The following is a 26,476-nucleotide window of genomic DNA, read 5'->3' on the forward strand; positions in this document are numbered from 1 at the left end:
CCCGCAGCGAAAATGTAAGGTATCCAGGTGAATATTCAGTCTCTTCTCTCCGAAAAAGTCAGTCAGGCACTGATTGCCGCAGGCGCGCCTGCGGATTGCGAGCCGCAGGTTCGTCAGTCAGCGAAGGTGCAGTTTGGCGACTATCAGGCTAATGGCGTGATGGCAGTAGCTAAAAAACTGGGCATGCCGCCGCGACAGCTCGCAGAACAGGTACTGTCTCATCTGGATCTCGCCGGTATCGCCAGCAAAACCGAGATTGCCGGTCCGGGCTTTATCAACATTTTCCTTGACCCGGCGTTCCTGGCGCAGAATGTGGAAGCGGCGCTGAAGTCCGACCGCCTTGGCGTCAGCCAGCCCGACGCGCAGACCGTCGTGGTCGATTACTCGGCGCCGAACGTGGCGAAAGAGATGCACGTGGGCCATCTGCGCTCCACTATTATCGGCGATGCGGCCGTTCGTACCCTTGAGTTCCTGGGCCATAAGGTGATCCGCGCCAACCACGTGGGCGACTGGGGCACCCAGTTCGGGATGCTGATTGCGTATCTGGAAAAGCAGCAGCAGGAGAACGCGGGCGAAATGGCGCTGGCGGATCTGGAAGGGTTTTACCGCGAAGCGAAAAAGCACTACGACGAAGACGAAGCGTTCGCCGAGCGCGCGCGCAGCTATGTGGTTAAGCTGCAGGGCGGCGATACGTATTTCCTTGAGATGTGGCGCAAGCTGGTGGACATTACCATGTCCCAGAACCAGATCACCTACGATCGTCTCAACGTGACGCTCACCCGCGACGACGTGATGGGTGAAAGCCTCTATAACCCGATGCTGCCGGGCATCGTGGCCGATCTGAAGGCCAAAGGGCTGGCGGTGGAGAGTGATGGCGCGACGGTGGTTTTCCTTGATGAGTTCAAAAACAAGGAAGGCGAACCGATGGGCGTTATCATCCAGAAAAAGGATGGCGGCTATCTTTACACCACCACCGACATCGCCTGTGCGAAATATCGCTACGAGACGCTGCATGCGGATCGTGTGCTCTATTACATCGACTCCCGTCAGCACCAGCACCTGATGCAGGCGTGGACGATCGTGCGTAAGGCGGGCTATGTGCCGGACTCCGTACCGCTGGAACACCATATGTTCGGCATGATGCTGGGCAAAGATGGCAAACCGTTCAAAACCCGCGCGGGCGGGACGGTGAAGCTGGCTGACCTGCTGGACGAAGCGCTGGAGCGCGCCCGTCGCCTGGTGGCGGAGAAGAACCCGGATATGCCGGCGGACGAGCTGGAGAAACTGGCGAACGCGGTGGGTATCGGGGCGGTGAAATATGCGGATCTCTCCAAAAACCGCACCACCGACTACATCTTCGACTGGGACAATATGCTGGCGTTCGAGGGCAATACCGCGCCGTATATGCAGTATGCCTACACCCGCGTGCTCTCCGTGTTCCGTAAAGCGAACATCGATGAAAGCGTGCTGGCTAACGCGGCCGTTCTGCTGAATGAAGATCGTGAAGCGCAGCTGGCGGCGCGTCTGCTGCAGTTTGAAGAGACGCTCTCCATCGTGGCCCGCGACGGTACGCCGCACGTGATGTGCGCTTATCTGTACGATGTGGCCGGCCTCTTCTCTGGCTTCTACGAGCACTGCCCGATTCTTTCCGCTGAGAGCGAAGCGGTACGTAACAGCCGTCTGAAGCTGGCGCAGCTGACGGCGAAAACCCTGAAGCTGGGTCTGGATACCCTGGGTATCGAAACCGTAGAGCGTATGTAACTGTTTTAATGGTGCGGGAAAATGCCTGATGGCGCTTCGCTTATCAGGCCTGCAAAGACTGTTAAACCGATACCACCGCTTGTAGCCCCGGTAAGCGCAGCGCCACCGGGGAAAATGCCTGATGGCGCTTCGCTTATCAGGCCTACAAAGGACTGTTAAACCGATACCACCGCTTGTAGCCCCGGTAAGCGCAGCGCCACCGGGGAAAATGCCTGATGGCGCTTCGCTTATCATGCCTGCAAAGACTATTAAACCGATACCACCGTTTGTAGCCCCGGTAAGCGCAGCGCCACCGGGGAAAATGCCTGATGGCGCTTCGCTTATCAGGCCTACAAAAGACTATTAAACCGATACCACCGCTTGTAGCCCCGGTAAGCGCAGCGCCACCGGGGAAAATGCCTGATGGCGCTTCGCTTATCAGGCCTACAAAGACTGTTAAACCGATACCACCGTTTGTAGCCCCGGTAAGCGCAGCGCCACCGGGGAAATAGCCAATAAAAAACCGGCAAATGCCGGTTTTTTTTATCAGAAATATTTCCGTAAATATTCCGTCAGACAGAGAATGGCCATCGCCTGCCCGTACGGCATGGAGGTGAGCGGGATCTGGCGATAAAACTCCAGATCGCTCCCCATCCCGGTACCAAACGACGTCTGCAGCAGCTCTCCTTCCGGGGAGATATTTTTCACAATCCCGCGAATCGCCTTCTCCGCCACGGTCGCATACTCCGCCGGAACATAGCGCTTACGTACCGCCTTCAGAATGCCATAGGCAAAACCGGCCGTTGCGGATGCCTCCAGGTAGGAGTTGTTATCATCCAGCAGCGTATGCCACAGGCCGCTCTCATCCTGGCATTTCGCCAGCGCGGCGATCTGCGCGTTCAGGACCTGGAGCAGATAACGGCGTACGGCGCTCTCTTCAGGCAGATCCACCAGCTCGATAAAATCGGGGATCACGATGGTCAGCCAGCTGTTGCCGCGCGCCCAGCGTGCTTTGGCAAAGTTATGGTGGCCTTCGTAGTTCCAGCCGTGGAACCACAGCCCGGTTTCCCGGTCCATCAGGTTCTGGATATGCAGCAGGAACTGATAGATGGCCTCTTCAACATACGCGGGGCGATCCAGCAGCTTGCCGATTTTCGCCAGCGGCAGCACCGTCATCATCAGCGTGTCATCCCACATCTGCTGGTGATTCTCTTCCGCCAGGGTGATGTGCTGCATACCGCCATGTTCGGTGCGCGGCATCTCGTACATCGCCCACTCCGCCCAGCTCTCCAGCCACGGCAGCCAGGCGGGGTTTTTCGTCTCTTCATAGCGATACGCCAGGGTCAGAAACGGCGCCATGGTGTTGACGTTTTTGGTGGTTGCCCCCTCGCTGAAACGTTCGGTAAACCAGCTGTCGATAATGTCGCGCATGGCGACATCCCCGGTCTGGCAGTAATACTGCCAGATACCGTAAAGGCCAACGCCGTGTGTCCACTCCCAGCCTGCCCAGCCTTTGGTGTCAATCACGCGTCCGTCATCCAGCCGCAGTAAAAATTCGCCGGTTTTGTCATGGATGTTCACCAGATTATGGGTCACCTTTTCAATCAGCGATTTCAGCTCATCCCGGGCGATAAAGCGCTCCGGCTGGCAGAGTAATGGGCTATGTTTGACAGGCCAAACCTTCATATTCTTAACCTCTGTGATATGTCGAATTCAGGACCGCGCCGGGCTTCAGGGAAGGCGCAGCCGGTTTATTACGATTCAGATAGCCGATATTGTTATTGCCCCACAGCGACTCGTACGGCATCCCGGCCAGCATCTCCACCGTGGCGCGGGCCTGCGGCGTTATCGCCTCGGGCATTGCGCGCCCGGACTCGCGCATTCTGGCGGTCTCTTCACGCAGGGTGCTGTGGGTTTGCAGGTTGAGCTTAAAGCGCAGCGAGACCAGGAAACCGCAGGCGAGCACCAGCAGCGTACCCACGCTTAAGATCATCAGAATGGTGTGGCTCACCTCTGCAGGCTGAACTTTCTGGCCGCTGACGAAGCCGGACATCTGCATCACGATCCCCACCAGCATCACCGCCCCGGCCTGGGAGGCCTTGCGGGTCAGGGTCATGATCCCGGCGAAGATCCCCTCCCGGCGCTGACCGGTAATGACTTCATCCACGTCGGCAATGTAGGTGTAGGTGTTCCACGGCACGTAGTTGATACCGCCGCGTCCCAGACCGGCAATCGCCGATACCAGCAGCAGCAGAGAATAGATATCGCTCAGACCGGCATAGTAGAGCAGTGCATAGGAGAGCGAGGCGAGACCGAACAGTACCACCACCATACGGTAGGAAGGAGCCGGCCCAAAGCGAATGCAGAGCGGGATCATGCCGATTACGGCGATAAACTGGAAGGTCGCCATGGTGCCCAGCAGGTTAGAAGCCATGGACGCTTCCTGCATCAGCACAAAGACCACGTAATAGGTAAAGACTGCATTAAAGACATCCTGGGCGATATAGCCGCCGAGGTACATCCCCAGATGCTGGCGGAAGATCTTGATGCGCAGGGTGGAGCTGAGTTCGATAATCAGGCGGTTGATGCTCTGACTTAAGGTCAGCTGCTTCTTCTCCTCTTCGGCGCGCAGCGCCGCTTCGGTCCACTCTTCACGCGGCCGCTCCCAGGTGAAGCACCAGACAAGGATAAGCATCACCGCGCAAAGAACGGAGAAGACCAGGCTTGCGTAAAAGAAGGAGATGGCGTTGTCTTTGCCGAAGTGGGTCAGCAGGATCCCCGGCAGGAACGAAGCCAGGATCGCCGACATTTGCGCCATCGAAATGCGCGCGCCGGAAAATTTGGTCTTCTGTTTGAAATCATCGGTCATCTCCGGCACCAGCGTCTCATAAGGCACCAGGATCATGGTGTAGATGATATCGAACAGCAGATAGGTGAGCAGGTAGTACCAGAAGCTCATCTCGCCAACCCACATCAGCGAATAGCTGAATACGCAGGGAATACCGAGCAGGATAAAGAATTTACGGCGACCGAAGCGTTTACCAAACCAGGTCGAGCCGAAGTTATCGGTCAGAAAGCCCATCAGGGGGCTGACCACCGCGTCCAGCACCCTGGCGGCGGCAAAAATGAAGGTCGCCTGAATCGGGGAGAGCCCGCAGAAGGTCGTGTAAAAATATAACAGCCAGGCGGCGGTGAGGGCTGTCGTGCCTGCCCCGAGGAAGTCGCCTGACCCGTACGCTAAATAGTTTACGAGTCCGATTTTACGTTTTTTCATTGCCGTCAACCCTGTGAGTGTTGGGAGACTCCCTGTAAACAGACCTCATCGGGAGTTTTTACACGGCTACAGTAAAAGCATCGCTATGTTGATACCTTTCTGTTTTTGCCACCCCCAGGCCAGGGATGGCAAAAATGCAAAGAGAGCCAATACGCGCTTCACTGATTTATAAAACAGCGTTTCTTTTGCATCAAAAGGAGGGGCCATTTTTGCGATCTGCGTTCAGGTTCTGCTGAAAAATGGCGAAAAGACGGGCGGTTAGCGGTAGTTAACAATCACCTCATTACGCTGCACTTTCAGGGCGGGGATCAGACGCCCGCCGCCGGGCACCTCCCAGATAAAACGCAACGGTTCAACGGCGGGCACGCCGCTAAAGGCGTGCGTAGTGCCGCTTTCGCCATCCAGCTCGGTGCAACGGGACTGGGAGCAGAGACGCGCCCTCAAACCGGCGGGCGTTGGGCCGATGAGCTGGTAGCGCCAGGCCACCAGCGTCATCTGACCGGAAACCGGCGTCGCGGGCGCCAGCACCCGCGACGAGGCGGCCACGCCACGGTGGTTCAGGGTCAGGCCGATACTGCTCGCCTGCCAGCTCCCCTCTCCCGCCGCCTCTGCCGCCAGCGGTAAAAAGAGCAGCCAGAGCCAGTTACGCATCACTTACCTCCTATCGTTGCCGTCATGCGGATATGCCGGTTATCGGACAGCTCCATATTAGAGAGCACCACCAGCTGCGGCAGGCTGCGGCGCAGGAAGCGGGAGAGCAGCGGACGCAGGGCATGGTTGACCAGCAGCACCGGCGGCGCGCCGAGCATCTCCTGACGGCCCAGCGCCTCCTGGGTCTGCGCCAGCAGCCGATCCGCCAGACCGGGCTCCAGCCCGCCGCCCCCCTGCAGCGCCTGCAGCAACAGCCGCTCCAGCGGCGTATCCAGGCCGATGACCTGCACCTCTCCGCTGCCCGGGAACCACAGCTGAGTGATGGCTCGTCCCAGCGCCACGCGCACCACGGCGGTCAGCTCGTGCGGATCGCTCTGTAGCGGCGCGTGCTCCGCCAGCGTCTCCAGAATGGTGCGCATATCGCGGATCGGCACTTTCTCATCCAGCAGATTTTGCAGCACCTTATGCAGGGTGGTGAGCGTCACGACCCCCGGCACCAGATCTTCGGTCAGCTTCGGCATCTCCTGGGTCACGCGATCCAGCAGCTGCTGCGCCTCCTGGCGCCCAAACAGCTCGGCGGCGAACTGGCCGATAAGGTGGTTAAGGTGGGTCGCCACCACGGTGCTCGCCTCCACCACCGTATAGCCCTGGATCTGCGCCTGCTCTTTCAGGGCGCTCTCGATCCAGATAGCCGCCAGCCCAAAGGCGGGGTCGATCGTCTGTTCGCCCGGCAGCGTGCCCGCGGCGGTGCCGGGGTTAATTGCCAGCCAGCGCCCCGGATAGGCGTCTCCGCTGCCAATCTCCACCCCTTTCATCAGGATGCGGTAGCGGGCGGGCGGCAGATCCATATTGTCGCGAATATGCACCACCGGCGGCAGGAAGCCCATATCCTGGGCAAATTTCTTACGGATGCTGCGGATGCGGCCCAGCAGTTCGCCATCCTGCTGGAAGTCCACCATCGGGATGAGGCGATAGCCCACCTCCATGCCCAGGGAGTCCTCCAGTTGAACGTCGTTCCAGGAGGCTTCCACCGCCTGGGTGTTCTCCGGCTGCCGGACCGGGGCCGCCGGCTCCTGCGGTTTTGTCTCCCGCCCGCGCATCCACCAGGCCAGCCCCAGCAGCGCCGCGGTAAAGAGCAGAAAGACCAGGTTTGGCATACCGGGCACCAGACCGAGCAGCCCCAGCACCGCTGCGGAGAGCAGCATCACCTGGGGATTGCTGAACAGCTGCCCCACCATCTGCTCGCCCACATCCTGATCGGTGCTGACGCGGGTGACGATCACGCCCGCGGCGGTGGAGATGACCAGCGCCGGGATCTGCGCCACCAGGCCGTCGCCGATGGTCAGCAGGGTGTAGCTCTCCGCCGCATGTCCCATATCCATCCCGTGTTGCAGCACCCCCACCAGCAGGCCGCCCACCACGTTAATCACCATGATCAGGATGCCCGCGATGGCATCGCCGCGCACAAATTTACTCGCCCCGTCCATGGAGCCGTAAAAGTCCGCCTCCTGGGTCACCTCGGAGCGGCGCTTTTTCGCCTCCTCTTCGCCAATCAGCCCGGCGTTGAGATCGGCGTCGATCGCCATCTGTTTGCCCGGCATCCCGTCCAGCACGAAGCGCGCCCCCACTTCCGCGATACGCCCCGCGCCTTTGGTGATAACCATAAAGTTGATGATCACGAGGATGATAAAGACCACGATACCGATGGCAAAGTTACCGCCCACCAGGAAGTGGCCGAAAGCCTCCACTACCTTTCCTGCCGCCGCGCCGCCGGTGTGCCCTTCCATCAGAATGATACGGGTGGAGGCGACGTTCAGCGCCAGGCGCAGCAGCGTGGTGAAGAGCAGGATGGTCGGGAAGGCGGCAAACTCCAGCGTGCGCTGGGTGAACATTGCCACCAGCAGTACCATAATGGAGAGCGCGATATTGAAGGTGAACAGCAGATCGAGGATGAACGCCGGCAGCGGCAGAACCATCATCGAGAGGATCAGCAGGATAAGTATCGGCCCGGCCAGCACCTGCCATTGCGTCGATTTCATATTGCCGGGCAGGCGCAGCATTGCTACCAGATTAGCCATCACTTTCCTTCTCGTTCAAAAAATCCAGCGCCTCGGGCACCGGAAGGTTGTCAGGTTTGACGGGACGTTGCCCGCCCGCCAGCCGCCAGCGTTTCAGCTGCCAGACCCAGGCCAGCACCTCCGCTACGGCGGCGTAAAGCTGCCCCGGGATCTGCTGGCCGATTTCAGCATGACGATAGAGGGCGCGCGCCAGCGGCGGCGCCTCCAGAATCGGCACCCGGTTTTCCGTTCCTATTTCACGGATGCGCAGCGCGATAAGCCCTGCCCCCTTCGCCACCACCTTCGGGGCGCTCATCTTGTTCTCGTCATAGCGCAGCGCCACCGAGTAGTGGGTCGGGTTAGTGACTATCACGTCCGCTTTCGGCACATCCTCCATCATGCGACGACGGGCGGCGGCGCGCTGCATCTGGCGGATTCGCCCCTTCACGTGCGGGTCCCCCTCCATCTGCTTATATTCGTCGCGAATATCCTGGCGGGACATGCGCAGCTTTTTCAGGTGGCTGTAGATCTGGAAAAAGACGTCAAAGCCCACCATCGGAATGATGCTCAGCACCACCAGCAGCGCGCCAAGCCCCACCAGATTCAGCGCATCACCCATCGCGGTGAGGGGCGATTCGCTGATCAGGTGCATCATCTCCGGCCACTTGTGCCAGAGGTAGAAGCCTGCGGCGCTGCCCATCAGCACCGATTTCAGCAGCGCCTTGACCAGCTCCGCGCCGCTCTGGGCGGAGAACATCCGCGCAATACCCGGCAGGGGGTTGAGTTTGGAGAATTTTGGCTGCAGCGATTTGCCGCTAAAGACCAGCCCGCCCAGCATGACCGGGGAGACGAGCGCCACCAGTACCACCCCGGCAATCAGCGGCAGCAGGGCAATCATGGCGTTTTTAATCAGTTGAATGATTTGGCTGAGGATCAGATTCGGATCGTTGACCATGCTGTGGTCGAAACGCAGCCCGGCGGCGAGCATGGCGGCCAGCCTGCGGGCAAGCGACTCGCCGCCCCACCAGATGATGCACACGCCGACAACCAGGATCAGCAACGAAGTCAGCTCTCTGGAACGGGGGATCTGCCCTTCCTCACGCGCTTTTTCAAGTCGGTGGGGTGTGGGGGCTTCTGTTTTGTCCTCGTTATCTTCTGCCACGGTGCGCTCGCTGCCTGAAATTCATGGCTATCATGCCAGCCGCGGGAAAAAGCAATGGCGGGAAAAGCCAGAGGATCCTGGCTCTTTTCGAAGGTTTTTAGCACTCTCCCCCGCCACGCCGGGGGAGAGGGAAATCAAAAGCCGAGGCTGTCCAGCAGATCGTCCACCTGGTCCTGGCTGGCGACTACGCCCGCCTTGCTGGTGTCGAGCTGCGGGCCGTTGAGCAGGCTCTCGTTCTCGCGTTTCGGGCGCGCGGCGGGTTCCGGCATGTTCTCCAGCAGCACCATCAGCAGCTGACGCTCAATCTCCTGAATCACATCCATCATGCGCTTGATCACCTGACCGGTAAGGTCCTGGAAATCCTGCGCCATCATGATGTCCAGCAGCTGGGCGTTGGTGAAGCTGGTGTGTCCCGGTACCTCTCCCAGAAACTGGCGGGTATCGGTGACCAGCTCGCGCGCATCCGCCAGCTCGATGGGATTTTCAAACCAGGCGTCCCAGCGCTGGGTCAGCGCTTTCGCCCCCTTCTCCATCTCATCCTGGTGCGGCTGGGAGGCTTCGACGCTGTTGAGCGCGCGCTCCGCCGCCTGGGCCGTCATCTGCACGACATAGTCGAGACGGTCGCGGGCGTCGGGAATCGCTTCCGCCGCTTCGGCAATCGCCTGGTCGAGGCCCAGCTCGCGCAGGCTGTCGCGCAGCATGCGCGTCAGGCTGCCGATACGGGCGATTATGTCGGCGGGCGAATGGTCTTCTGTGGGTTTCATTGCAGATTGCATCATCACCGCCACCTCACATGCCGAGTTTCTCGAAGATCTTACCGAGCTTCTCTTCCAGCGTGGCCGCGGTGAACGGCTTCACCACATAGCCGCTGGCGCCCGCCTGGGCCGCGGCGATAATGTTCTCTTTCTTCGCTTCCGCCGTCACCATCAGCACCGGCAGCGCCGCCATTTTGCCATCCGCGCGAATGGTTTTCAGCAGCTCCAGGCCGTCCATGTTTGGCATGTTCCAGTCAGAGATGACAAAGCCAAAACCGCCCGCCTGCAGTTTGTTGAGGGCATCCACCCCATCCTCCGCCTCTTCTACGTTATTAAAACCCAGCTCTTTCAGAAGGTTACGCACGATGCGACGCATGGTGGAAAAGTCATCCACAACCAAAAATCTAAGCTCTTTGTCCGCCATAAAATCCCACTCCTCTTTAAATACGTATCGCCTGTCCGGCACTGATTTTCGCCAGCATCTGCTGGCTTACCTGGCTAAGATCGACCACTTCGCTCACGCCACCCATATTGATGGCCTCGCGCGGCATGCCGAACACCACACAACTTGCTTCATTCTGCGCGATGGTCCAGGCGCCAGCCTGATGCATCGCCAGCATACCGGCGGCCCCGTCGTTGCCCATCCCCGTCAGGATCACCCCCACGGCGTTGCGCCCGGCGTGTTTCGCCACCGAATGAAACAGCACATCCACCGACGGACGGTGCCGGTTAACCGGCGGCCCGTCATGAATTTTGATCTGATAGTTAGCGCCGCTGCGCGCCAGCTCCATATGTTTATCCCCCGGGGCAATATAGGCATGCCCCGGCAACACGCGCTCGCCATCCTCAGCCTCCTTCACGCTAATCTGACAGAGCTTGTTGAGGCGTTCGGCAAAGGAGCGGGTAAAGCCCGGCGGCATATGCTGCGTAATGAGAATACCCGGGCTTGAGAGCGGCAATGGCTGGAGCACATGGCGAATCGCCTCTGTTCCGCCGGTTGAAGCGCCAATCGCCAGCAGCTTTTCCGAGCTGAGCAGCGGTCCGGACTTGAGCGCCACCGGCGCGGCGAGCGGCCTGTGCGCCCCCAGCCGGGCGCGGGAGGCGGTGCGGATCTTGTCGGCAATCGTCTCGCTATAGGCCAGCATCCCCTCGCGGATGCCGAGCTGCGGCTTGGTGACGAAATCAACCGCCCCCAGCTCCAGCGCGCGCAGGGTGATCTCCGACCCTTTCCCGGTGAGCGAGGAGACCATCACCACCGGCATCGGACGCAACCGCATCAGCTTTTCCAGAAACTCGATACCGTCCATGCGCGGCATTTCCACATCCAGCGTCAGCACGTCCGGGTTGAATTTTTTAATAAGGTCCCGGGCAACGAGCGGATCGGGTGCGGTCGCCACCATCTCCATATCGCTGTGGCTGTTGATAATCTCGGTCATGATCTGGCGCATCAGCGCGGAATCATCGACGGACAGTACCCTGATCTTACTCATGCTTTTTCCTTACTCAGCGCATAGACCGTCTGCCCGCGCAGGCTGAACTCGCGCACGAGGTTGCTGAAATTCTCCGAATGACCGGCAAACAGTAATCCGTCGGGTTTGAGCAGCGGGACAAAGCGGCGCAGGATCGCCTGCTGCGTCTCTTTGTCAAAATAGATCATGACGTTACGGCAAAAAATGGCGTCAAACGGCCCCGGCGCGCCATACTGCTTCTCCAGCAGGTTCAGGGGGGCGAACTCCACGTGGTTCGCCAGCTCCTGGCGCACGCGCACCAGCCCGGCATGCGGCCCGGTGCCGCGCATGAAGTAGCGCTGAAGCTGCTGCGGGGAGAGCGTTTTCAGCTCATCCAGGCGGTAGATACCGTTGCGCGCCTTCTCCAGCACCTCGGTGTCGATATCGCTGGCAAAGACGCGAAAGCGGCCCGGCGCCATCCCCAGCGTATCGGCAAGGGTAATGGCGATGGAGTAAGGCTCCTCGCCGGTGGAGGCCGCCGCGCTCCAGACGCGGTATTCCCCGCGCTGCGGGCGGGCGTGATCCGCCAGCACCGGAAAGTGGTGCCCTTCGCGGAAAAAGGCGGTCAGGTTGGTGGTCAGCGAGTTGATAAAAGCCTGCCACTCCGCGCTGCTCGGGTTGGCCTCCAGCATTCCAAGATAGCGGCCAAAGTCATCCAGCCCGAGCGTGCGCAGGCGCCGCACCAGGCGGTTGTAAACCATGTCACGCTTGTGATCCGCGAGCACGATCCCGGCACGCTGGTAAATTAACTGACATATCCGACGAAAATGCGCGTCGGATAGCGCAAGGCGCTGGGTCATCTGTAACATAAGTGACGTTTGCCCCGGGGGCGGTGATGATGTCATAGCGCCTTCTTTCTTCCCTTAGGATACAACCGGTACAGCCTGTGGCCGTCCGACTTCCGCTGCTTCAGCCTGCTCTTTAACCTTAAATACCGCCACCAGCCCTGTCAGTCGGTCGGCCTGGCCCGCCAGCTGGTCGGTCGCGGTGGCAGCCTCCTCCACCAGCGAAGCGTTCTGCTGCGTCACCTGATCCATCTGGGTGACCGCCTGGGCGACCTGCTCGATCCCCCGGCGCTGTTCGTCGGAGGCGGAGGCGATTTCACCCATAATGTCGTTGACGCGCGTCACCGAGGTGACAATCTCGGTCATGGTGCGGGCGGCGGTATCCACCAGCCCCGATCCCTGCTGCACGCGGGCGACCGACTCCTCGATAAGCCCTTTAATCTCTTTCGCCGCATTGGCGCTGCGGCTGGCGAGGTTACGCACCTCCCCGGCCACCACCGCGAAACCGCGCCCCTGCTCCCCTGCCCGCGCCGCTTCCACGGCGGCGTTGAGCGCCAGAATATTGGTCTGGAAGGCGATGCCATCAATCACGCTGATAATGTCGCCAATCTTCTGCGAGCTGGCGGCAATCTCCTGCATGGTGCTGGCGACCAGCGACGCCTGGCTACCGCCCGTTTTCGCCGTCTGCGCCGCCTGCTTCGCCAGATCGGAGGCCTGACGCGCGTTATCCGCGTTCTGGCTCACCGTCGCGGTCAGCTCCTCCATGCTGGCGGCGGTCTGCGCCAGAGACGCCGCCTGCTGCTCGGTGCGGGCGGAGAGATCGTTATTGCCCGCCGCGATCTCCGCGATGCCGGTATGCATGGCGTAACTCCCCTCGCGCACCTCGGTCACCGTCTTGCGAAGCGAGCCCTGCATCGCCTTCAGGCTGGCAAAGATGGCGGAGATTTCATTTCTGCCATAGACCGCCACCGGACGCGCCAGATCGCCCTGGGCGATACTGTCAAAATGGCTGCGGATAATCGCCAGCGGCCGCACGATCATGGTGCGTGACCAGAGAAGGGAGCCGCCGGTCAGCAGCACCGCCAGCACCACCGCCGCCGCAAAAATGATGCCGGAGATCTGGTAGCTGGTGCGGCTCACCTCACCTGCGCGCGCGATAAACCGATCGTTCTCCGCCTGCCAGGCGTTAAAGCTGTCGTCAAAGGCAGCCTGCGACGTCTGCACCGGCGCGGTCAGAAAGTCGGAGAGCTGGTTGTTCTCAAGCCAGGTCGCCTGGTGCGCCAGATCGCCATACCAGGCGGCAAAGCCCTTCTGCATCTGCGCGGTGAGCGCCTTTTCCCTCTCGCTTAACGCCTCCCGGGCGCTAAAGGTTTTGAACCGCTCGTCAGCCTGCTTAAGGCTGGCGCGCGCCACGCCCATCAGCGCCTTTATGTCGTCCGGCGGATAGCTGAGCGCGGTTAAGGTACCCGCCTTGTTCAGCGCGGTGCTGGCCTGCAGCAGCACTGCCCGAACCTGGGCGAGCGAAGCGCGTTGTTGATTACTCTTCTCGACTTCCTGCAGGTTCTGATAACCATCGCGAAACGCCCAAAAAGACAACCCGTTACTGCCGACCTGCAACAGACCGCACACGATCAGAATCAAAAACAGTGTGGTCGAGATACGAATACGATTTAACATCCACGCTCCCATTAAGCGGCCAGCCGCCGCGGTTAACCGTCAGTCAAAATGTTTCCCAGTTGTCGTTATCTCCCGCCGCCTGCGCGCGAGGGCGAACGGGCGGTAAGAGAGGCGCGCTCCCGGCGTTGTGGCTCCGGGAGGTTGTGCTTTTTACGCTCTGCAGGCGAAAGGCCGACACGGCCATCTTCAGGCGACTCGCCTGATCCTCCAGCGACGCGGCGGCGGCGGCGGACTGCTGTACCAGCGCGGCGTTCTGCTGCGTGACGCGATCCATCTCCGATACCGCCAGCGCCACCTGATCGATGCCGCGGCTCTGCTCGTCAGAGGCGGAGGCGATCTCCGCCATAATGTCGGTGACGCGGGTGATCGCGTTGACAATCTCCTGCATGGTGTCGCCCGCGCTCTCCACCAGCACCGAGCCGGTATCCACGCGCGCCACCGAATCTTCGATTAACGTCTTAATCTCTTTCGCCGCGTTGGCGCTGCGGCTCGCCAGGTTACGTACCTCCCCGGCCACCACCGCGAAGCCGCGCCCCTGCTCCCCCGCCCGCGCCGCTTCCACGGCGGCGTTGAGCGCGAGAATATTGGTCTGGAAGGCGATACCGTCGATGACGCTGATAATGTCGGCGATCTTCTTCGAGCTGCCCGCGATGTCATGCATGGTGTTGACCACGCCATCCACCACCTTGCCGCCGCGCAGGGCGGTCTCCGAGGCGGTCTGCGCCAGCTGCGACGCCTGGCGGGCGTTATCCGCATTCTGTTTCACCGTCGCGGTGAGCTGCTCCATGCTGGCGGCGGTCTCTTCCAGGGCGGAGGCCTGCTGTTCGGTGCGGGAGGAGAGATCGTTATTGCCCATCGCGATATCGCTGGTGCCGGTATAGATGGCTTCCGATCCTTCGCGCACGTCGGTGACGGTGGCGATGAGCGAGCGCTGCATATGGTCGACGCTCTGCGCCAGCGCGCCAATCTCGTTGCGCCCGTCGAGGGTGAGGGTTTGGGTAAGATCGCCTGCGGCTATCTCCCGCAGGTGCGCCATGACCCGGCCAAGCGGCGTCAGCAGAATATGGCGGATGCCGTACCAGGCGCCGATCAGCACCAGCGCCAGGGCCAGGGCCAGTCCCACCATCTGGGCTTTGGCAAAGCGGTAGTCGTTCTGGCTTTCGCTAAAGGCGTTGTGATAGAGCCCGTTGCTGGCGTTGGCGTAGTCGCTTATTGCCGCGCCGAGGGCGTTCTGCATCCCCTGAGTCGGCTGGGCGAAGTAGGCCTCCATATTGCCGTGCTCCAGAAACTGCACCAGCTCCGTCAGCCCGGCAAAGTAGGCCTGGTAGCGCTGGTCTACCGCCGCGCCCGCCTGCGCCATCACCGCAGGCGAAGGGATCTTCTGAAAGGCGTCGTAGTGTTTCGCAGCCTGCGAAAGCGTGGTGCGGGCATTTTTTAGCAGCTCCGTTTTCGCGCTGCTCTGCTGGTTGTTCGGATCCATCATCATCCTGGCCGAGGAGCGGCTCAGGTTGATACGGGTCTGCAGCATCAAATCCCAGGTGAGGTTCAGCTCGCTTTGCCGAAGGCGCAGGTCGTTCGCGGCGGAGAAGCTCTCCTGATTCTGCTTTAAGGAGGAGAAGAGCAGCCCACCGGAAATCAGCTGGAGCAGTGCGAAAATGACCAGCACCATCATCAGCAGCGTTACTATGCGGATACGATTCAACATACAACACCTTCTCAACGATTTGATAACGGTGTTATCGGCAGGGGCGCAGGGAACTTTACGTTTGCGTCAGGGAAAAGCGCACTCAGAACGCGACGTCGACCACCAGGGTGTCGGTGTAGGTGCCCGCCGCGGGCGTGGTCTGGCTGGGGAGCACCTTTGCCGTGTAGTTATAGGTGCGTAAAAGCCCGTCGGTACTCACCTGGGAGGAGGCGGAACTGGCCCAGCGTTCGCTGCCGGTGCTGCCCCAGCGGTTGCCGGTCGCCGCTTTGTAAATCTCATAGGCCAGGCGGTTATTGCCGCTTGCCATATAGCGAACATTATTGCTGGCGTAGCTGCCATTGTTAATTCCTATGGTATAGCTGCTGCCCTTGGTGCAGGTGACGCCGATCGACTGGGAAACGGTGGGGAAGTTTTGCACGACCGGCGAACTGCCGAAGCTGACGTTGGGGGTCGAGAAGGTACTACAGTCGTTGGTCACGTTCATATTCAGCGTGATGCTGGTGGCAACGGTGCCGGTCTGCGGGCTGAGGCAGACGCCCACTCCCGCCGCGCAAACGTTATAGTTGACGCTGAAGTTTAGCACCACCTGGTAGGGACCTGCCGACACGTTCTGCCCCGGCACGGTCCGAAAGTAGAGGGGAAGATTGTACTGCTGGGAGCCGAGCAGCCCCAGCAGGGTCCCTCCGCTCCAGGTATAAGATCGACCAATCAGTACCTCGCCGCTGCCCCCGCAACTGGTCTGCCCGCAGAGCCGTACGGGGATAACGTCTGGCACCGTCGTATTATCGGTGCGCTTCAGGTTGGCCCGGCTACTGGCCGAGACGGTGGCGCCCGTATAGCTGAGCGTGACGGAGTCGTTGGTCAGCACGTTGAGTATGGTATCGCAGCGCACCACCAGCCTGCCCATCACCTCCAGCTCGTTCGAGCCGCCCACGGCAAAGGAGGTGACACTGCCAAAGGCGGCGTTGACGGTGCTGACGGTACAGGCCGCCCAGCCACCGGAGCTGACCAGCAGCAGAAAAAGCAGCAGCAGGCGCTTCATGGCGCCTCCCGGCAGAGCAGCGGGCCGTAGGTTTGCAGCTTATGGGCCGGATTCGCGCCCACCGTCAGGGTGGCGTAACAGCGTTTGCCGTCCGGAGTGGTGACCTCCAGCGCGTTGATGTCATGGAGGTTCTCCAGCCAGGCGAGGCCGTCATACCCCACCACCGCCACAGGGCTGGACGGACGCCGCACCTGGCTCCCCACCGGGACAGGCAGGCCGCTGGCGTCATGCAGAATAACGCTCGCCACCCGCTCCTGCTCCATCGGAAAATCGACCAGATAGCCGCTGTGGCGGCGGATCGCCACTCGCCGCTCCGTCTCTTTTAAGCGCGTGTCCGCCGGCAGGTTGAGGGTGTTGATGCTGTAGCTTGCCGGATAGTAGGCGGAGACGCCGCTCACCAGCAGGTAGCCGTTGCGGTTGGTTCTGCCGACAGGCTGGTTCTCATAGCTGACCGGCACGTCCGGCTGACCGTCGGTGCTAATCACCACAAACGCGTCGTTGATCTTATTGGCGGCGAACAGCTCCCCGTCCATCAGCACCAGCGAACCCATCGCCTCGCCCCACCAGGTCATCATCCCCTCTTCGCCGTAACCGCCGCCCTGCAGTTCGATATTATTGTTACGCCAGCCGAGGGTCGCCTGCTGATAGTCGCGGGAGCGGGACTGGTTGGCCCAAGCCATATTCCAGCTAAAGCCGCCGTCGGTTGGCATGGAGTGGTTGTAGTTGATACGCTGCGTGCTGCCCGCGTCAGGGGTTTGCTCAAAGGTCACCGCCGCGCTGTCCCGCTCGCCGAGCGGCACCTGCAGCGACATCGCCACCGTCCAGTCGTCCCGCTGCTGGTCGCGGCTGGCGGCCAGGTAGATACTGCTGCTCCCCCACAGGTTGCGGCTCCAGGAGAGGTTCAGCAGTTCGGTTTTCTGATCGTCGAAGCTCTCCACCCCTATCCACGCCGCGCCAATATTGCCGTAATCCCCCATATTGAAGGTGATGGCATATTGATCCGTATTGCGGCTCAGGGTGGCGACCGGCTCGTTGTTTTCGTCGTAGACGGTCTGCTGGTCATAGAGCGCCAGGTTGCCAAAGCCGCGATCGCGCCGGGTATGCTGGGTGGTGATGCTGAACTCGCTGGTGCTGTACTGGTAGCCCCAGCCGATTTGCCCCCCCTCGTCGTCGCGCATCCGGCTGCGGCTGTAAGAGCTATTGACCACCCCGAAGCGGCCGATTTTCACAACCGCCCCTGCGCCACCCAGCGCCAGCTCTTCCGCCGCCTCGCCGTGTCCCTCCAGGGTCAGCCAGTCGGTTACGCCGTAACGATACGATCCGCTGCCCGCCGCCGGGCCGTAGTCAAAATTCCTGATGCCGTAATTTCGCCGCAGGCTGCCGAGGGTAATAGCGCCGTCACTCAATCCCGTGGAGAGCAGATCGCTGGTGACGTAAAAGGGCAAGGTAGTGCTCACCTGACGTCCGAGCGCGTCGGTGGTGACCAGCACCGCATCGCCCGCGCCGTTGATATAGGGGAGATTGGTAAGGGTAAACGGCCCCGGCTGAAGCCGGGTGGAGCCGGAGCGATAGCCATTGATAAAAAGATCCACCGAGGTGGGTACCGCCGCCTCACCGGAAAATTCGGGCAGCGGCCAGGTGACCAGATCGGGGCGCAGGGAGAAGTCGCGCCCGTAGCTTATGCCTCCCATCCGCACGCTGCTGCTCCAGCTCAGGGCGTCGCTAATGACATCCCCGGCCATAAAGGTGGTGGCGTCCTCCTCGTCGGTGATCATCAGCGTGGTGTCGTAGCGAACGTACCCCTCCTGCTGGCCGCTGCCGCCGGTGAAGTTCTCCCTGACATAACCGGTGGACGAGAACGAACCGTTTTCGTTGAAATAACGAAACTCGTGCCACAGGGCGGCCTGCCCGCCGGTGTGTTCGCTATGGCTGGTGTAGAGATCATAATTCAGCAATGCCCCTCTGCCGTAGTGAGGCTTATTTTGCGCGGTCTGCCCGCCAAAGGGGATGATGCGCGACGACACCCACTCTCGCGGCACCGTCAGCAGCAACCGCTGACCGTTGCTGTCATACTCCGTCTGCACCTGCGCAAGGCTGGAGAGATTGACCTCGCCGGACGGAACATGCTCCGGCGGCAGGCCCGCACGCAGCAGATCGGCGCCGGAGAGGTAAAACGCCCCGCCGCGCCGGGTAACGGGAACCACCTGCCCGGTCTCATAATGGTTCACCACCAGCGCCAGCTGGAAAACCGCATCATTAGCCACCGCCCGCGCATCGGGGGGCGGCGGCAGTTCATCATCCCCGGCCCAGGCGCTTATGCTGATGCAGAGCAGGATCGCCATGGCCGGTTTCAGTTGACGGGGGCCGACTGCCATGGCGTATTCCGGGCGTTAATCTCCGCGCTCATCTTACTTGCCCGGCTGACGCCCGACGGCAGAGGCCAGCTGCGGCTGCTGCGGGGCAGCACATAGCCTAATAGCCCGTCCGCTACGCTGCGGTTATCCAGCTTCACCTGGCTTAGCCGCACATGAATATCGCCGTTATTACGCACCTGCAAAGCAGGCTTGCCCCCCTCCTGAACGATGCGCCAGCTCAGGTCGCGGGTCTCGACCAGCGCGTGATGCGCCCCCTCCTGAATCGTGGCTACCCCCTGTCCGTAGACAAACAGCGGAATGGAGTAGCGCATCTGCAGTTTGAGACCAATCTGCGGCTTGCTGTTATCGTTCGGCTGGGGGATCTCATCCACAATGATGCGGTAAGCCTGCTCCACTCCCGCCGGGATATCGGCCTGCCTGATAAGACGGATAAGCTGTTTGCTGCCCTGGCTGATGGTGACGATGGGTGGGCTGGCGACCACATCCTGCTGGGCGGTGTAGCGCTCGTAGCCCCCCTCCTGCTTCCAGCGTACGATGCGCACCTGCATGGTGGTCGGGCTGTTGCCCTGATTCTGGATCCAGAGTTCGGTTGCCCGGGTATCCGCGGAGAGCCACGGATCGATAGGCCACAGCAGGATGGTGGCCGCCGCGTTGACTTGTCCCATACCGGCGGCCAGCAGCGCCACGCCCGCCGCGCCATAGCGTAAAAAGGCTACCTTCATCGACATCTCCCTGTTTCACCATGACAGCGTCACGGTAAGTTGATCTGAATAGGTTCCGGCGGGGCTCAATCCCGTCAGAAGCGCCACACCAAAGAGCGGCAGCGCAATGTTGTTGCTGTTGGTATAGGTCACCGCCACCGCCTGGTTGACCCCGATTTCACTGTTGGCGGCAAGCGAGCTGCTGCTGTAAAGCCGGTAGCCCACCCTCTCCGTTCCCCCGGCGCGCTGCATCTGCCTTACCGAGGCGTAGTAGCGCCCGCCGTCAATGCTCATGGAGAGCGCCACGCCCGGCGTGCAGGCGATAGAGAGCGAACCGTCGGGCACAAAGCTGGCGCTGACCTGGGTGCGATCCACCCCGGAGCGGGTGCCAAAATTGAGCGTCCCCAGACTGCCGCCGCTGCCAGTGCTGACCGCGCATCCCGGCACAATCGTCGCGCTGACCTGAAAGGACTGGGTGGTCACCGCCCCGGCGGGCGAAGCGATTAGCCCCGCCGCCAGGAGAAAAAAGAGGCGCACGCTTCCCTCTGCGCCAGCGCGCAGATCCGTTCTCATAAAGGGGGAACGCTAGTACGTCACGCTAACGTTGATAGTGTCGGTGTAGGTGCCGGGCACCACCGTCACGCTGTTGCCGCCGCCGGTGATACGCCCGTAAAGGGTGTAACTGTCGACGCCGCCTGCCGTGGAGGCGACCGGTATCGCCGTGTTATTGGCGATCACGTTGTTATAGCCGCTGTCGCTGTAGAGGCTATAGGCGACCCCCTGCCCGGTGTTCGCGGTATTGATCAGGTAGCGAGCTGGGGTCCCGGGGGTACCGATGATGGTACCCGGCGCGGCGGTATTGGTATTGCCGGTGATAGCGACCGTATAGCTGGTGGTCGTACACTGGATGGTGAAGGTATTCCCCCCGTTAGCGCCGGTGAGCTGGGTGGTGAGCGTGGAGAAGGTTGCCGGGTGCGTACCAAAATCCAGCGTACCGAAATTAATACCGTTTTGCGTGGGCGAGCCGTTGATCAGGCACCCGTTGGTGAGCGTCAGCGTTGCGCCTATGGTGCCGCTGCTGGTCACCGCCAGCGCCTGCTGCGCCGTTGCCGCCAGGATCGCGCCAGAACAGATGAGAAGGAGTTTACGTTTCATTTACAGCCCTCCGGCAAAGATTGCCCTGCGTTTAAACATTTTATGGATAAGACTCAATCTGTTAGCGCCGCTTAAATATGTTAACGTTAAGTTAAACAAAATTTAGTTTATGGTTTCGATTTATAACAAACTTATAAATTATGTTCGCCATAACGGGTGATTGACAGATAAAACCATTTAATTTCAGGAGGTTGATACATAAATCCCGAAGAATTTCAGGCGCAGCGGGAGGATATATTTATTAAAACGTGATTTATTTCACAATATAACGCGGGGAAAACTCTTTTTTGCAGGAAAATAAGGCGGAAAGAAAGGAAATAATATTTTAGCAGACATTAAATATAAGTTAAGCAGCCCGGAAATAATTATTCCGGGCTGGCGTGAATATCAGGCGACGTGGTTCGCGGCCATATCCAGCAGCGCCATCTCATCGCTGTTAAGCAGCTTTTCAATGTGCACCAGGATCAGCATCCGGTCACCCAGCGCGCCGAGGCCCGTGAGATACTCCGTTGACAGCGTCACGGCAAATTCCGGCGCCGGGCGGATCTGCTCGGCGGTCAGGGAGAGGACGTCAGAGACGCCGTCGACCACAATGCCCACCACCCGCTGGCCCAGGTTGAGCACAATCACCACGGTGTTGTCGTTATACTCCACCTCGCCCTGGCAAAATTTCACGCGCAGGTCGACAATCGGGACGATAACGCCGCGCAGATTGGTGACGCCCTTAATAAACGCAGGCGTATTGGCGATGCGGGTCACCTGATCGTAGCCGCGGATCTCCTGCACTTTCAGAATATCAATGCCGTACTCTTCTTCACCCAAGGTGAAAACCAGAAATTCCTGCCCTGATGGCTCGCCGGCCAGCTTGGTTACATTACTCATACCGGTCATGTTCTACCCTTTTACTTAATCAGGCGGCGGTGCTCGCCACGCGTTGTTCACGATTTAAACCCTGAAGCGCCGAGACGTCGACGATCAGTGCGACGCTGCCGTCGCCAAGGATGGTGGCGGCGGAAATCCCTGGCACCTTGCGGTAGTTACTTTCCAGGTTTTTCACCACCACCTGGTGCTGGCCAATCAGCTGATCGACCAGCAGCGCATAGCGGCGACCGGCGCTTTGCAGAATGACCACAATCCCCTGGGTGGCTTCGGTTTTGGCGCCTTCGACGTCAAATACTTTCCACAGCTCCACCAGCGGCAGGTATTCGCCGCGCACCTCCAGCACGCGCTCCCCGCCCGCCAGCGGATGCAGATCCTGCTCGCGCGGCTGAAGAGACTCCATCACCGCGTTCAGCGGCAGGATAAAGACTTCGTCCGCCACCTTCACCGACATCCCGTCGAGGATCGCCAGTGTTAACGGCAGCAGAATGCGGATGGTGGTGCCGCTCCCCTGCTTCGACTGGATCTCCACATGGCCGCCCATCTCCTGGATGTTCCGTTTCACCACGTCCATTCCCACGCCGCGCCCGGAGACATCGGTCACCTGCTCGGCGGTGGAGAAGCCGGGGGCGAAGATGAGCATGCCCACCTCTTCGTCGGTCATGTTCTCGTTAACCGCCATCCCCTGGGAGATCGCCTTCGCCAGAATGCGCTCGCGGTTGAGTCCCGCGCCATCGTCGGTCACTTCAATGCAGATGTTGCCGCCCTGGTGTTCGGCCGAGAGGATAAGATTGCCCACCGGGGATTTCCCCGCAGCCACGCGGCTTTCCGGCGACTCGATACCGTGGTCGAGGCTGTTGCGCACCAGGTGCGTCAGCGGATCGATGATGCGCTCGATGAGGCTCTTGTCCAGCTCGGTGGAGCTACCCATCAGCGTCAGCTCCACCTGCTTGTTAAGCTTGCTGGCGAGATCGCGCACCAGACGCGGGAAGCGGCTAAAGACATACTCCATCGGCATCATGCGGATAGACATCACCGACTCCTGCAGATCGCGGGCGTTACGTTGTAACTGCCCCATGCTGGTGATGAGATCCCCGTGGGTGACCGGGTCAAGCTCGTTGGAGCGCTGGGCCAGCATCGACTGGGTGATCACCAGCTCGCCCACCAGGTTGATAAGCTGATCCACCTTCTCCACCGCCACGCGAATGCTGGTGGATTCGCTGACGCGGGGTGCCGGTTTTTCGCGCTCGACGCGGTTGGGCGCCACGCTCTCTTTTGCCACCGCCTGTAGCGACGGCGCTACCGCTACCGGCGCTGGCGTGGCCGGTGCGGGTGCGACGACGGGCGGTTCAACCTGCGAAGCGGCGAGCGGTTCAAAAGCGATCTGGTCCGCTTCAATGACGAAGCAGAGCACCGCCACGATGTCATCCTGGCTTACAGAATCATCGAGGGTGGCGGCAAGGCTCTCTTTATCTTTCACCACATCGGTGATGGTCGCGAGGTTACGCAGCTCCTCCTCCAGCAGATCCACTTCGCTCTCTTTCAGGCGTGACAATACTATCCGCACCCCCGCCGGAGCGGCGGCGGCGGTCGGTTCTACGACGCTCAGCCTGGTCGGGCTGACGGCGGGGACAGCCGCCTCGCCTTTGGCCTCCAGCGCCAGCTGGCGCAGGGCGTTGCAGATATATTCGAAGCTGGCAGCGTCCGGCTCTTGCGAGCTTTTATAGGCGTCAAGCTGTTCCTGCATAATATCTTTGGTTTCCAAAAACAGGTTAATCATGTCGGTGGTAAGCTGCATTTCGCCGCGCCGCGCGTCGTCCAGCAGGTTCTCCATCAGGTGGGTGGTCTCCTGAAGGATGGTAAAACCAAAGGTTCCGGCGCCGCCTTTAATGGAGTGCGCCGCGCGGAAGATGGCGTTGAGCTGTTCCGCATCGGGATCTTCCGGCACGAGATCCAGCAGGTGCTGCTCCATGTCGGCCAACAGCTCGTCGGCTTCATCAAAAAATGTCTGGTAAAAATCGCTAATATCCATGCTCACGCTATCACCTCGGATTGGCTGGTGGCGATGTGGGAACGTCAGCCGAAGGGAGAGCCCCGGGCTGTTTTAACTCATCCAGTGACTCATTCTGGCTTTCGGCGTTTTCATGCAGGATCGCCTGCTCCGCCTGCCGGTTGAGCACTAAAAGACTGATACGACGGTTGATGGCATCCTCCGGCCCGCGGTCGCTGAGGCGCATGGTGGCCGCCATGCCTACCACGCGCAGCACCTTGCCATCGTCCAGCCCGCCGGCGACCAGCTCGCGGCGCGAGGCGTTGGCGCGATCGGCGGAGAGTTCCCAGTTGCTGTACCCCTTTTCGCCGCTGGCGTAGGGGAAGTCATCCGTATGGCCGGAGAGGCTGATCCGGTTGGGGATGCCGTTAAGGATCGGCGCGATGGCGCGCAGTATGTCGCGCATGTAGGGCTCCACCTCCGCGCTGCCGGTTTTAAACATCGGGCGGTTCTGGCTGTCGATAATCTGAATACGCAGCCCCTCCTGCACCAGGTCTATCTTCAGGTGCGGGCGCAGGGCGCGTAGCTTCGGGTCGGCCTCGATAAGCTGGTCAAGATCGCCGCGCAGCTTCTTCAGGCGCGCCTGCTCCATGCGCTGCTTCAGCGCGTCGATATTGGGCTCTTTTTTGACCTCCCCCTTCTGCTGGGTGAAGTCATCGCCGCCCCCCGGAATGGGGCTGTCGCTGTTGGAGATGCGCGGGCCGCCAGTCACCGCGGTCGCCAGCGGCGTGCGGAAATATTCCGCGATCTGGATAAGCTCTTTCGGACTGGAGATGGAGATAAGCCACATCACCAGAAAGAAAGCCATCATCGCGGTCATAAAGTCGGCGTAGGCGATCTTCCACGAGCCATGGGAGCCGTGGCCGTGGCTTTTATGCCTGCGCTTTTTGACGATGACGACAGGATGGGACTGGTTTTTCATGCGTCCTCGGTCGTCGTCTGCTGGTTAGGGTTTTTCACCGCCCGCACATGTTCGTCCAGCTCGATAAACGACGGACGCTCGCTGGAGTAGAGGGTTTTACGACCAAATTCCACCGCGATCGGCGGCGCGTAGCCGTTGAGGTTGGAGAGCAGCGTCACCTTGACGCACTGCATCATCTTGGTGGTTTCGGCGCTTTTCTGGCGCAGCACGCTCGCCAGCGGCGAGATAAAGCCGTAGGCCAGCAGGATACCGAGGAAGGTACCGACCATCGCATGCGCGATCAACGCCCCCAGCTCCGCTGCCGGACGGTCGGCGGAGGCGAGCGCGTGCACCACCCCCATCACCGCGGCGACAATCCCGAAGGCGGGCAACGAATCGCCCACCAGCGCCAGCGCGTTAGCAGGCACTTCCGCTTCGCTCTCGTGAGTTTCGATCTCTTCGTCCATCAGCGCTTCGATTTCGAAGGTGTTCATGTTGCCGCTAATGATCAGGCGCAGGTAGTCGACGATAAAATCGAGCATCATGGCGTCGGCGAGAATGCGCGGATAGCTGGCGAAGATTTCGCTCTCTTTCGGGTTCTCGATATCGCGTTCAAGGGAGAACATCCCCTGCTGGCGCGACTTGGCCATCAGGCGATAGAGCAGCGCCAGCAGATCCATGTACATGGTTTTGGTGTATTTCGACCGCCGGAACAGCAGCGGTATCGCCTTCAGCGTCCCCTTGATCGATTTACCGTTATTGCCAACGATAAACGCCCCTACGCCTGCCCCGCCGATGATGATCAGTTCAGCCGGTTGATAGAGTGCTCCAAGGTGCCCGCCGGTCATCATATAACCGCCGAAAACTGTCCCGATAACGACCAGGTAACCTAATAAGATAAGCACGACATCATCCTTCCACTAGTGACTATGGCAAGGATGCGCAGACCGGGGGTTTATCCCTGTGCGGGCCAAAAAAAAGCAGCGGTAAGATACCGCTGCTGGAATGAGGTGCCCACAGAGAGAGGTTAAACAGCGTGTCCGATCTGTTCATCCAGCAGTTGTGGAATACTATCGGCAGCTTCCGGGGAAAGTTTACGTCTTTTTACCGCACGGGAAGGCGGCTGGCAGAGACTGCAGGCGAAGCTGCCCGCGGGCTGGTGCGCGTGGGTAATAAAGTTTCCGTCACAGCTGCTGCAGCGGGAGAGCTGAAGCATGCCGCTCTCCACAAAACGCACCAGCGTCCAGGCGCGGGTCAGCGCCAGCAGCGGCCCCTCTTCCGGCTGCGGACACTGCTCCAGATAGAGCTTATAGGCTTTGATCACGGCGTCGACGCCGCTGCAGAGGCCGGTTTTCAGCAGATACTGCCAGGCGTTGCAGAACATGGAAGCATGGATATTCTGCTCCCAGGTCATAAACCAGTCGGTTGAAAAAGGGAGCATCCCTTTCGGCGGCGGGCTTCCGCGCAGCTCTTTATAAAGTTTAATCAGGCGTCCACGGCTTAACTGCGTCTCGCTCTCCAGCATCTGCAAACGCGCTCCCAGCGAAATTAGCTCCATCGCCAGCTGAATATCGCGCGCTTCCTGGACAATGCTCTTTTCGCTCATCGTCAGGCCCTTTTCTTGCGGGCAGATTCATCCGGCTGGCTGAGTTCATTAAGCAGACCGGTGGAGAGTAAAATGCCGGTGTGGATCTGTTGCAGATCGTCCACGCGCGACTCCTGGGTCAGGCGTGTAATGGTCTGGTGGCTATCGAAACGGAACTGGCAGATCAGCTGGTTCGTTTCGGCAAGCTTCACCATCTGCGGCAGGGTAAGCCCACCCAGCGTGGTCGCCATCTCTTCGGTAATACCGAGCCGGAACATCGCGGTAGCCTTGTCCTGACCGATGAGACGCTGGGCCAGCAGTAAATATGACAGATTGATGTCATAAATGTGTTTGAGCAACTCGGATGTATGCATTTTTCCCATCCAGAATGACCAATTATTATTTTATGCGGTTAGCCCGCACCCCGTGATGTCGCCGGGAAAGCCCCGGAAAAAAGAAAAGGCGAAATGCATA

23 protein-coding genes are annotated in these 26,476 nt (G+C 60.3%); 1 reads left to right on the plus strand and 22 read right to left on the minus strand.

What is annotated here, in order from left to right; genetic code table 11:
• The first annotated feature begins 27 nt into the window (after positions 1-27).
• Positions 28-1,761, plus strand: a complete 1,734-nt coding sequence (gene argS, locus BN3796_RS16815; protein WP_061709507.1) for an arginine--tRNA ligase — start codon at positions 28-30, stop codon at positions 1,759-1,761.
• Between the two features lie 525 nt (positions 1,762-2,286).
• Here argS and bglB read toward each other — a convergent pair.
• From bglB to flhD, 22 genes are all read right to left on the minus strand, one after another.
• A complete protein-coding gene (bglB, locus tag BN3796_RS16820) occupies positions 2,287-3,426 on the minus strand; it encodes a beta-galactosidase BglB (protein WP_061709508.1) in 1,140 nt (379 codons plus the stop codon).
• Between the two features lie 4 nt (positions 3,427-3,430).
• Positions 3,431-5,014, minus strand: a complete 1,584-nt coding sequence (locus BN3796_RS16825; RefSeq protein WP_061709509.1) for an MFS transporter — start codon at positions 5,012-5,014, stop codon at positions 3,431-3,433.
• A gap of 258 nt (positions 5,015-5,272) precedes the next feature.
• Positions 5,273-5,665, minus strand: a complete 393-nt coding sequence (flhE, locus tag BN3796_RS16830) for a flagellar protein FlhE (RefSeq protein WP_061709510.1) — start codon at positions 5,663-5,665, stop codon at positions 5,273-5,275.
• Positions 5,665-7,743, minus strand: coding sequence for a flagellar biosynthesis protein FlhA (gene flhA / locus BN3796_RS16835; protein WP_061709511.1), 2,079 nt, complete (start codon positions 7,741-7,743; stop codon positions 5,665-5,667). The genes flhE and flhA overlap by 1 nt, the downstream gene beginning before the upstream one ends.
• Positions 7,736-8,884, minus strand: coding sequence for a flagellar biosynthesis protein FlhB (gene flhB, locus BN3796_RS16840; protein ID WP_061709512.1), 1,149 nt, complete (start codon positions 8,882-8,884; stop codon positions 7,736-7,738). Before flhB ends, flhA begins: the two co-directional genes overlap by 8 nt.
• A gap of 134 nt (positions 8,885-9,018) precedes the next feature.
• A complete protein-coding gene (gene cheZ, locus BN3796_RS16845) occupies positions 9,019-9,663 on the minus strand; it encodes a protein phosphatase CheZ (protein ID WP_061709513.1) in 645 nt (214 codons plus the stop codon).
• Positions 9,664-9,673: 10 nt separating this feature from the next.
• Positions 9,674-10,063, minus strand: coding sequence for a chemotaxis response regulator CheY (gene cheY / locus BN3796_RS16850; RefSeq protein WP_061709514.1), 390 nt, complete (start codon positions 10,061-10,063; stop codon positions 9,674-9,676).
• A gap of 16 nt (positions 10,064-10,079) precedes the next feature.
• Positions 10,080-11,129 carry a protein-glutamate methylesterase/protein-glutamine glutaminase gene (locus tag BN3796_RS16855; protein WP_061709515.1) on the minus strand — a complete coding sequence of 350 codons (1,050 nt, stop codon included), beginning with the start codon at positions 11,127-11,129 and terminating at the stop codon, positions 10,080-10,082.
• On the minus strand, positions 11,126-11,992 hold the full coding sequence (gene cheR / locus BN3796_RS16860; protein WP_061709516.1) for a protein-glutamate O-methyltransferase CheR: 867 nt from the start codon (positions 11,990-11,992) through the stop codon (positions 11,126-11,128). The genes BN3796_RS16855 and cheR overlap by 4 nt, the downstream gene beginning before the upstream one ends.
• Positions 11,993-12,010: 18 nt before the next feature.
• A complete protein-coding gene (tap, locus tag BN3796_RS16865) occupies positions 12,011-13,609 on the minus strand; it encodes a methyl-accepting chemotaxis protein IV (protein ID WP_061709517.1) in 1,599 nt (532 codons plus the stop codon).
• 43 nt (positions 13,610-13,652) lie between these two features.
• A complete protein-coding gene (gene tar / locus BN3796_RS16870; RefSeq protein WP_061709518.1) occupies positions 13,653-15,314 on the minus strand; it encodes a methyl-accepting chemotaxis protein II in 1,662 nt (553 codons plus the stop codon).
• Positions 15,315-15,396: 82 nt separating this feature from the next.
• Positions 15,397-16,356, minus strand: coding sequence for a Csu type fimbrial protein (locus BN3796_RS16875; protein ID WP_061709519.1), 960 nt, complete (start codon positions 16,354-16,356; stop codon positions 15,397-15,399).
• Positions 16,353-18,731, minus strand: coding sequence for a fimbria/pilus outer membrane usher protein (locus BN3796_RS16880; protein WP_061709520.1), 2,379 nt, complete (start codon positions 18,729-18,731; stop codon positions 16,353-16,355). Before BN3796_RS16880 ends, BN3796_RS16875 begins: the two co-directional genes overlap by 4 nt.
• Entirely contained in the window at positions 18,707-19,453 is a 747-nt protein-coding gene (locus tag BN3796_RS16885) for a fimbrial biogenesis chaperone (protein WP_061709521.1), read from the minus strand. The genes BN3796_RS16880 and BN3796_RS16885 overlap by 25 nt, the downstream gene beginning before the upstream one ends.
• A 15-nt stretch (positions 19,454-19,468) precedes the next feature.
• The gene (locus BN3796_RS16890; RefSeq protein WP_061709522.1) at positions 19,469-20,005 is read right to left on the minus strand and encodes a Csu type fimbrial protein; all 537 of its coding nucleotides are present in this window, start codon (positions 20,003-20,005) and stop codon (positions 19,469-19,471) included.
• Positions 20,006-20,017: 12 nt separating this feature from the next.
• The gene (locus BN3796_RS16895) at positions 20,018-20,587 is read right to left on the minus strand and encodes a Csu type fimbrial protein (RefSeq protein WP_061709523.1); all 570 of its coding nucleotides are present in this window, start codon (positions 20,585-20,587) and stop codon (positions 20,018-20,020) included.
• A gap of 387 nt (positions 20,588-20,974) precedes the next feature.
• Positions 20,975-21,478: a chemotaxis protein CheW gene (gene cheW / locus BN3796_RS16900; protein WP_061709524.1), complete on the minus strand. Its 504-nt coding sequence runs from the start codon at positions 21,476-21,478 to the stop codon at positions 20,975-20,977.
• 19 nt (positions 21,479-21,497) lie between these two features.
• The gene (gene cheA / locus BN3796_RS16905) at positions 21,498-23,504 is read right to left on the minus strand and encodes a chemotaxis protein CheA (RefSeq protein ID WP_061709525.1); all 2,007 of its coding nucleotides are present in this window, start codon (positions 23,502-23,504) and stop codon (positions 21,498-21,500) included.
• A gap of 4 nt (positions 23,505-23,508) precedes the next feature.
• Positions 23,509-24,438: a flagellar motor protein MotB gene (motB, locus tag BN3796_RS16910; protein ID WP_061709526.1), complete on the minus strand. Its 930-nt coding sequence runs from the start codon at positions 24,436-24,438 to the stop codon at positions 23,509-23,511.
• On the minus strand, positions 24,435-25,322 hold the full coding sequence (gene motA / locus BN3796_RS16915; protein WP_061709527.1) for a flagellar motor stator protein MotA: 888 nt from the start codon (positions 25,320-25,322) through the stop codon (positions 24,435-24,437). The genes motB and motA overlap by 4 nt, the downstream gene beginning before the upstream one ends.
• Before the next feature lie 122 nt (positions 25,323-25,444).
• The gene (gene flhC / locus BN3796_RS16920; protein ID WP_187374045.1) at positions 25,445-26,029 is read right to left on the minus strand and encodes a flagellar transcriptional regulator FlhC; all 585 of its coding nucleotides are present in this window, start codon (positions 26,027-26,029) and stop codon (positions 25,445-25,447) included.
• Entirely contained in the window at positions 26,026-26,376 is a 351-nt protein-coding gene (flhD, locus tag BN3796_RS16925; protein ID WP_061709529.1) for a flagellar transcriptional regulator FlhD, read from the minus strand. Before flhD ends, flhC begins: the two co-directional genes overlap by 4 nt.
• Positions 26,377-26,476 lie beyond the last annotated feature (100 nt).

The sequence above is a fragment of the Pseudenterobacter timonensis genome, from assembly GCF_900021175.1.
GTDB lineage: Bacteria > Pseudomonadota > Gammaproteobacteria > Enterobacterales > Enterobacteriaceae > Enterobacter > Enterobacter timonensis.